The organism is Sphingopyxis sp. (assembly GCF_035998965.1).
Classification (GTDB): domain Bacteria; phylum Pseudomonadota; class Alphaproteobacteria; order Sphingomonadales; family Sphingomonadaceae; genus Sphingopyxis.
This window is the reverse complement of sequence record NZ_DASYHE010000005.1, coordinates 1-8414: the sequence shown is the minus strand read 5'-3', so window position 1 is coordinate 8414 and position 8414 is coordinate 1. Positions and strand designations below refer to the sequence as shown.

Annotated in this window: 8 protein-coding genes and 1 other RNA gene; 4 read left to right on the top strand and 5 right to left on the bottom strand. The window is 63.7% G+C overall.

Annotation, left to right across the window (positions count from 1 at the left end):
- Together ssrA and mscL are read right to left on the bottom strand one after the other, a co-directional pair.
- Positions 1-346, bottom strand: a transfer-messenger RNA (tmRNA) gene (gene ssrA / locus VGN68_RS00330); the annotation flags it as partial.
- A 106-nt stretch (positions 347-452) separates the two neighbouring features.
- Positions 453-869, bottom strand: coding sequence for a large conductance mechanosensitive channel protein MscL (gene mscL / locus VGN68_RS00325; RefSeq protein ID WP_327472745.1), 417 nt, complete (start codon positions 867-869; stop codon positions 453-455).
- Positions 870-991: 122 nt separating this feature from the next.
- On the opposite strand from mscL, the gene VGN68_RS00320 reads away from it, so the two are divergent.
- The 4 genes from VGN68_RS00320 (at position 992) to VGN68_RS00305 (ending at position 3771) form a co-directional block, all read left to right on the top strand.
- On the top strand, positions 992-1588 hold the full coding sequence (locus VGN68_RS00320; protein ID WP_327472743.1) for a LemA family protein: 597 nt from the start codon (positions 992-994) through the stop codon (positions 1586-1588).
- 8 nt (positions 1589-1596) lie between these two features.
- Positions 1597-2427, top strand: a complete 831-nt coding sequence (locus VGN68_RS00315) for a TPM domain-containing protein (RefSeq protein WP_414712991.1) — start codon at positions 1597-1599, stop codon at positions 2425-2427.
- Positions 2428-2439: 12 nt separating this feature from the next.
- On the top strand, positions 2440-3126 hold the full coding sequence (locus VGN68_RS00310; RefSeq protein WP_327472739.1) for a hypothetical protein: 687 nt from the start codon (positions 2440-2442) through the stop codon (positions 3124-3126).
- Between the two features lie 96 nt (positions 3127-3222).
- Positions 3223-3771: an NUDIX hydrolase gene (locus VGN68_RS00305; protein WP_327472737.1), complete on the top strand. Its 549-nt coding sequence runs from the start codon at positions 3223-3225 to the stop codon at positions 3769-3771.
- 97 nt (positions 3772-3868) lie between these two features.
- Here the strand turns inward: VGN68_RS00305 and VGN68_RS00300 are convergent, their stop codons facing one another.
- From VGN68_RS00300 to carB, 3 genes are all read right to left on the bottom strand, one after another.
- Complete coding sequence (locus tag VGN68_RS00300; protein WP_414712990.1) at positions 3869-4510, bottom strand: rhomboid family intramembrane serine protease; 642 nt, start codon at positions 4508-4510, stop codon at positions 3869-3871.
- Positions 4511-4517: 7 nt separating this feature from the next.
- Positions 4518-4994, bottom strand: a complete 477-nt coding sequence (gene greA / locus VGN68_RS00295; RefSeq protein ID WP_327472735.1) for a transcription elongation factor GreA — start codon at positions 4992-4994, stop codon at positions 4518-4520.
- Positions 4995-5089: 95 nt separating this feature from the next.
- A partial coding sequence (gene carB / locus VGN68_RS00290) for a carbamoyl-phosphate synthase large subunit (protein WP_327472733.1) occupies positions 5090-8414 on the bottom strand: 3325 nt, incomplete at its 5' end.

The window sequence follows — 8414 nt, the reverse complement described above, 5'->3', positions numbered from 1 at the left end:
TCTGTTGCCCGGTTCGGTCCGAACCGCGTTCTATTTGTCTAACCTTAGGCCGTGAGGCTTATCGGTTAGGCAGCCAGAGCGAGTGCTTCGTTATCGTTAGCACCTATTGGTTTTGAGCCTTGAACGGGTTACTCAGCCCGGAAGAAAATATCGCCTTTGAACACACGTCGATCCTGGTTCGGCCCCGTCAGAAGCCCGCTTTTCCGTGGCGGAAGGCGGGCTTGTGGTGGAGCCGCCGGGTACTGCCCCCGGGTCCGCTGTGTCTATTCCACGACACCATTTATCCTCATAGTCGGCCGAAACCGACCTGACCCATATAGGGTGCATGAAAGGCTTTGGAAAGGGCAGCGCCCCGCCCCACCACAATCGTCATCCCGGCGCAGGCCGGGATCTCGCCACCGATATGTTACGCACCGGTGATATCCCGGCCTGCGCCGGGATGACGAAAAAGGCTATTTCTTGCGCAGCTCGTCGCGGATTTCGGCCAGGATTTCAACCTCGGTCGGCCCAGCAGGGGCGTCAGGCGCCTTGCGAACAACGCGGTTGACCGTGCGAACGAGCAGGAAAATGATGAAGGCGAGGATCAGGAAATTGATCGTCGCGGTGATGAATGCGCCATAGCCGAACATCGCCACCCCCGCCTCTTTGAGCGCAGCATAGTCGGTCGCCGCGACGCCCTCCGGCACCGGTCCAAGGCGGATAAACATGTTCGAAAAATCGACCCCGCCAAAGATCGCGCCGACGACTGGCATGATGATATCCTCGGTCAGTGACTTGGTGATCGTGGCGAATGCGCCGCCGATGATGACACCGACCGCCAGGTCGATGACATTGCCGCGCGCGATAAATTCCCTGAACTCTCCCAGCATGTTGCTGCTCCCTGGCTGGTTGATCCTGAGCATCAACGGTGCCGCGCCGATTGCACAAAGGCAAGCAACATCCTATGTAGTGTATTGTTGCGGCAAAACGCCGCCGGAGGGAGTTTTTGACCATGACCAATCGTACCGCCCGCTGGTTGATCCTGCCCGTCGCCGCGATGAGCCTGTCGGCCTGCGGCATCAACAGCGTCCCCACCAAGGAAGAAGCCGCCAAGGCGAAATGGGCCAATGTCGAGGCCGCGTACCAGCGCCGCGCCGACCTGATCCCCAACCTGGTCGAAACCGCCAAGGGCGCGGCCAACATCGAACAATCGACGCTGGAAGGCGTGATCCAGGCGCGCGCATCGGCGACGCAGGTGAAACTCAGCACCGACGATCTGGAAGATCCCGCCAAGGTGCAGGCGTTCCAGCAGGCGCAGGGCAATGTGTCGAGCGCGCTCGGCCGCCTGCTCGTCACCGTCGAAGCCTATCCCGACCTGAAAAGTCAGGCGCGCTTCGCCGACCTGATGACCCAGCTGGAAGGCACCGAAAACCGCATCAACGTGTCGGTGCAGGACTATAATGGCGCGGTGCAGGATTATAACACGACGATCCGCACCTTCCCCGACATCATCGGCGCCAAGATCGTGCATGGCGCCAAGCCGATGACGCCGTACAAGGCGATCACCCCGAACGCCAATCAGGCGCCGAAGGTCGATTTCGGGACGTAAAGGTGACGCTGACCGCCCTGCTGCGACCTCTGGCAACAGCAGCCCTTTCGGGGCTGCTGTTGCTGGCGTTGCCCGCCACCGCGCAGACCTTCCCCAAGCTCGCGGGCAATCCCGTGGTCGATCAGGCTGACATCATTCCGGCGGCGGAGGAAGCCGCGCTCAATGCGCAGCTCCTTGAACTGGAAAAGACGACGGGCCACCAGCTCGTCGTCGCGACGGTCAGCGATCTCGAAGGCCGCGACGTCGGCGACTATGGCTATCGGCTGGGCCGCGAATGGGGAATCGGCGATGCCGAGAAGGACGATGGTGTCGTCTTTCTGATCGCGCCCAACGAGCGGCGGATGCACATTGCGGTCGGGCTGGGGCTCGAACCGGTACTGACCGACGCGCTGTCGGGGCGGATCATCCGCGATACCGTGACGCCGCTGTTCAAGGCGAACGACTATCCCGGCGGCATCCAAGCCGGTGTCGATGCGATCGCACAGCAGATCCAGCTGCCGCCCGAGGAAGCGCAGGCGCGCGCTGCGGCGGCTGCCGCGAACGAGCGCAACCGCGCCGACGAAGGTAACATGGCTGGACTGTTCTTCGTTGGGTTCATCATTCTGATTTTCTTTGTCCTGCCGATGCTGTCGCGTCTCGGGCGGCGTGGTAAAAAACGGCGCAAGGGGCGTCCGTGGGATGCGCCGATCATCATCTGGGGCGGTGGCGACTGGGGCGGCGGCAGCGGCGGATCGTCTTGGGGCGGCGGTGGCTGGGGCGGCGGCGGTGGCGGCGGTTTCGGCGGCTTTTCGGGTGGTGGCGGTTCCTTCGGGGGCGGCGGCGCCTCCGGCGGCTGGTAGGGAGAAGCGACCGTGCCGAAAAAAGTCAGCCATGTCAGCGCCGCCGACCATGATGTCGTTACCGTCGCGGTAGCCGCGGCCGAGGCGCACACCAGCGGCGAAATCGTCACCGTCGTCGCGGCGAAATCGAACGAGTATGACGATGTCGCGCTCGTCTGGGCAAGCGTCGTCGCGTTTGTCGCGATGTCGGTGATCGCGCTGTTTCCCGAATTTTTCCGCGGGCTTTACGACCGGCTGACCGGTGGCTGGGGCTATGAGCTGACCGCCAATCAATGGCTTGGCATCGTGATCGCGGTCGGCGTCGTCAAATGGATCGCGACATGGCTGGTCCTGCTGTGGAAACCGCTGCGCATGGCGCTGACTCCGCGCGCGATCAAGGCCCAGCGCGTCCGCGCCCGCGCGATCGACCTGTTCAAGGTCGGGACCGAGGCCAAGACATTGGGCCGCACCGGGGTGTTGCTGTACCTCAGCCTGAAAGAACATCGCGCCGACATCGTCGCCGACGAGGCGATCGCGGCGAAAGTCGCGCCTGAGGTCTGGGGCGATGCCATGGCGGCGCTGATCGAACGCGTGCGTGCGGGCGAGCCGGGGGCAGGCATGGCGGCGGCGGTGACGCAGATGGGCGCCGTGCTGGCCCAGCACTTCCCGCGCGGTAGCGAAAATCCGAACGAATTGCCCGACCGGCTGATCGAGATTTAGCCGTTCGTCATTGCGAGCGTAGCGAAGCAATCCAGGGTGGCCTTGCACAGATCTGGATTGCTTCGCTACGCTCGCAATGACGATGAGAGGAATCCTATGACCCGCCCTGCCGCCGACACGCCCATCGAAACCCGGTGGGAGGGTCGGTTCATAACCGTGAAACAGCAGGGGACGTGGGAATATGTGTCGCGCTCGCGCGGTATCCATGCGGCGGTGATCCTGGCGATCGACGATGCGGCGGACGGGCGGCATGTCATTCTGGTCGAGCAATTTCGGGTGCCGATGGGCAAGAACTGCCTCGAACTGCCCGCCGGGCTGGTCGGCGACGATAGCGCGGGCGAAGCGGTCGAGGTCGCGGCCGAACGCGAACTGGAAGAGGAAACCGGCTATCGCGCAGCGCATTGGCGGACGGTCGGCGAATTCTACAGCTCGCCGGGAATGGTCAGCGAGAGTTTTACGCTGCTGGTGGCGACGGGGCTAACCAAGGTTGGCGACGGCGGCGGGGTCGATAGCGAGGACATTATCGTTCACCGCGTGCCGCTGCCGGAAGTTGCCGATTTCGTCGCGGCGAAGCGCGCCGAGGGGTGCGGGATCGATGTACGCGTGGCGATGCTACTGGCGGGTGGGTTGGTGGCCAACCTCTGACCCGTTCGTGTCGAGCGAAGTCCAGACATCCCGCAGTGTCATGCGTCCCAAACGTGTCTCGACTTCGCTCGACACGAACGGATTTCTTAGGTCGACCCTAACGCGCCCCGAACCGCCACCTGAGCAGCGGCCGCGCGAGCAGCAATCCCGCCAGAAATCCGCCGACATGGGCCCAGATCGCGATGGCGCCGAACCCGCCGCCGCCCGCAAAGCCGATCAGCAGCTGTACCGCGATCCACGCCGCGGCGAGCCAGAGGGCGCGGACCCAATGCGCCGGGATCGGACCAATCGCCGGAGCCTGCGAGCGGCTGAAGATCAGCGCGAAGACGGCGATCACCGCCGAGATGGCGCCGCTGGCGCCGATCATCGGCACCGCCGATTGCGGATCGGCCAGAAACTGCGCAAAGGCGCCAGCATAGGCACCCGCGACTAACAACACTGCCATGGCCTTGGCGCCCAATGGTGCCTCAAGCTGGCGCCCGATGAACAGCAGCACGACGATGTTGAACAGGATGTGCAACACCCCGCCGTGGAGGAAGGCCGAGGTTAGCGGGGTGAGGAAGAACGGCACCATCGTCCCCGGCGGGACGATCAGTTCGGAGGCGAACCGCGCCGGAATGAACCCGGCGCGGATGATCGCGTCGACCTGGAACCCGGTGATCCACAGCAGGACAAAGACGATGACGCACGCCAGCGCATAGCCCGTGACCAGCGGCGCTTCCTGCGGCTTCATCGTCATCGACCCATCAGATGAATTCGATTTTCTTGACCAGATAATATTTGTCGCCCGCCGGCACGGTGACTTCGATCTCGTCATCGACGCGGCGGCCGATCAGCGCGCGACCGAGCGGCGAGTTGTAACTGATCTTGCCATCCTTCGCATCGGCTTCGGCCTGGCCGACAATCTGGTATTTGACCGGCTTGTCGTCTTCGTCGGCGAGCGTCACGGTCGCGCCAAACACGATGCGGTCGCCCGACAGCATGGTCGGGTCGATCACCTGCGCGCGCGAAAGCTTGTCCTCCAGGTCGCCGATCGTCGCTTCGACCTGGCCTTGGCGTTCCTTTGCGGCGTGATATTCGGCATTTTCCGAAAGGTCGCCGTGGGCGCGCGCTTCCTCGATCGCATCGACGATCAGCGGTCGCTCGGCTTTGAGCGCGGTGAGCTGCATGCTCAGCTTCTCATAGCCTTCTGCCAGCATCGGCACCTTTTCAACGCTTGCCATTATCCTGTTGTCCTTCGTCAATAACCCGCCGCCAGCGAAACTTCGCCGGGCGGCTGCGCCGCTGTTCCGTCAATGTCGGGGGGTGGAGCGGTCCTTTAATAATAGTCTTGAAGCGGCTTTACTTCAAGAGAGTGCGAACGCAACGCGCCGATCGCGTGCGTGGCTGCATCGCTGCCCGCCGCTGTCGTGTAATAAGCGACGTCGCCAGCGAGCGCCGAGGCGCGGATCGACTGCGAATCCTGGAGCGATTGCCAGCCCTCGGTGGTGTTGAAGATCAGCTGGACATCGCCGTCCTTGATCCGGTCGACGATATGCGGGCGGCCTTCGGCAACCTTGTTGACGCGTTCGACGTGAATCCCCTCGCCCGCGAGATAGTCGGCGGTGCCGCCGGTCGCGATCACCTTCCAGCCCCAAGCCGCCAGCTGCTGCACCGCGCCGATGATGCGCGGCTTGTCGCTGTCCTTGACCGACACGAACACGCGTCCGTCGGTCGGCAGGCGGTCGCCCGCCCCCAGTTGTGCCTTGGCAAAGGCCAAGTTGAAATTGCGATCGATTCCCATGACTTCGCCGGTGGATTTCATTTCGGGCGACAGCACCGGGTCGGTGCCGGGGAAGCGCGCGAAGGGGAACACCGCTTCCTTCACCGCGACATGCTGGATGTCGCGGTTGATCTTCGGGAGGTCAGCGAGCTTTTCGCCCGCCATCACCCGCGCCGCGATCTTGGCGATCGGCGAGCCGACGGCTTTGGCGACGAACGGCACCGTGCGGCTGGCGCGCGGGTTGACTTCGATCAGATAGACATCGTCGCCCTTGACCGCGAACTGGATGTTCATGAGGCCGCGCACTTCGAGCGCGCGCGCGAGCAATTCGGTCTGGCGCTCGATCTCGGCGATGGTTGCGGCGGGCAAGCTGTAGGGCGGGATCGAGCAGGCGCTGTCGCCCGAATGCACGCCGGCTTCCTCGATATGCTGAAGCACCCCCGCAACCACCACGTCGGTGCCGTCGCACAAGGCATCGACATCGACCTCGATCGCGTCGCGCAGATAGCGGTCGATCAGCACCGGCGAATCCCCCGACACCTGCACCGCGGTTTCGATATAATTTTCCAGCTGCGCCTGGTCATCGACGATTTCCATCGCGCGGCCGCCGAGCACATAGGAGGGGCGCGTGAGCACCGGATAGCCGATGCGCGCCGCGACCGCGATCGCTTCCTCGCGGCTGCGCGCGATGCCGTTCTCGGGCTGTTTCAGGCCAAGCTTGTTGATCAGCGCCGCGAAACGCTCGCGATCTTCGGCAAGGTCGATCGCGTCGGGCGAGGTGCCAAGGATCGGGATGTCCGCATCGGACAGCGCCTGTGCAAGCTTGAGCGGGGTCTGGCCGCCGAACTGAACAATTACGCCGACAAGGGTGCCCTTCGACTGCTCGACGTGCAGGATTTCGAGCACATCCTCGGCGGTCAGCGGTTCGAAATAGAGGCGGTCGGAGGTGTCATAATCGGTGCTGACCGTTTCCGGGTTGCAGTTGATCATGATCGTCTCATACCCCGCCTCTTCGAGCGCGAAGCACGCGTGGCAGCAGCAATAATCGAACTCGATCCCCTGCCCAATCCGGTTCGGACCGCCGCCGAGGATGACGATCTTTTTGCGATCGCTCGGGTTCGCCTCGCACTCGGGTTCGCCAAAGGTCGGCGCTTCGTAGGTCGAATAGAGATAGGGCGTCTTGGCCGCGAATTCGGCGGCGCAGGTGTCGATCGTCTTGTAAACCGGACGCACGCCGAGCTTGTGGCGGAGCTGACGCACTTCCATCTCGGTGACGCCGCCGGTCATTGCCTTGACCGCCTCGTGGATCAGCCCACGGCCGCTCGCCGTCGCACGGCGGGTACCGGGTTGCAGGTTCGCCGATTGCAGCGCGAGATAGGCGAGGCGCTTGTCCGAAAAGCCCATGGCTTTGAGCTTGCGCAGCCCCTCGGCATCGCGCGGCAGGCCGTCGCGGCACACTTGCTTTTCGGCCTCGACGATTTCCTCGATGCGTTCGAGGAACCACATGTCGTAGCCCGCGATGCGGTTGATCTCGCTGAGCGGCAGCCCCTCGCGGATCGCCTGCGCGGCGTTGAGCAGCCGGTCGGGGGTCGCCTTGGCGAGCTCGCTGCGCAGCTGGTCGTGCGTCGCGCCTTTCAGGCGATCGACGAAGTTGAAGCCCGACAGGCCGGTCTCCAGCCCGCGCAGCGCCTTTTGCATACTCTCATGGATATTGCGGCCGATCGCCATCACTTCACCGACCGATTTCATCGCGGTCGACAGCACCGCCTCGGCGCCCTTGAATTTCTCGAAGGCGAAGCGCGGGATCTTGGTCACCACATAATCGATCGTCGGTTCGAACGACGCCGGGGTGACCCCGGTGATGTCGTTCATGATCTCGTCGAGCGTGTAGCCGACCGCCAGCTTTGCCGCGACCTTGGCGATCGGGAAGCCCGTCGCCTTCGACGCGAGCGCCGACGAGCGCGACACGCGCGGGTTCATCTCGATGACGATCAGGCGGCCGTCCTTGGGGTTCACCGCAAACTGGACGTTCGACCCGCCGGTCTCGACCCCGATCTCACGCAAGCACGCGATGCTCGCGTTGCGCATGATCTGATATTCCTTGTCGGTCAGCGTCAGCGCCGGGGCGACGGTGATGCTGTCGCCGGTATGCACGCCCATCGGATCGACATTTTCGATCGAGCAGATGATGATGCAATTGTCCTTGCGGTCGCGCACCACCTCCATCTCATATTCTTTCCAGCCGAGGAGCGATTCCTCGATCAGGACTTCGGTGGTCGGCGACGCGATCAAGCCGCCGCGGACGATCTGCTCGAACTCCTCGCGGTTATACGCGATGCCGCCGCCGGTGCCGCCGAGCGTGAACGACGGACGGATGATCGACGGCAGGCCGGTGCGTTCGAGCACCGCGAGCGCTTCGTCGAGCGTGTGCGCGATGCCCGAACGCGCGCTTTCGAGCCCGATCTTGGTCATCGCGTCGCGGAACTTGATCCGGTCCTCGGCCTTGTCGATCGCCTCGGCATCGGCGCCGATCATCTCGACGCCATATTTGGTCAGCGTGCCGTCGTTGAACAGCGCCAGCGCGGTGTTGAGCGCGGTCTGCCCGCCCATCGTCGGCAGCACCGCCCAGCCGCCCGGATGCAGCGCGGTTTCCTTGGCGATGATCTTGGCGACAATCTCGGGCGTGATCGGCTCCACATAAGTGGCGTCGGCGAGGTCGGGATCGGTCATGATCGTCGCGGGGTTGGAGTTGACGAGGACGATGCGATAGCCCTCCTCCTTCAACGCCTTGATCGCCTGCGTCCCCGAATAATCGAACTCGCACGCCTGACCGATAACGATCGGGCCGGCGCCGATGACGAGGATGGATTGGATGTCGGTT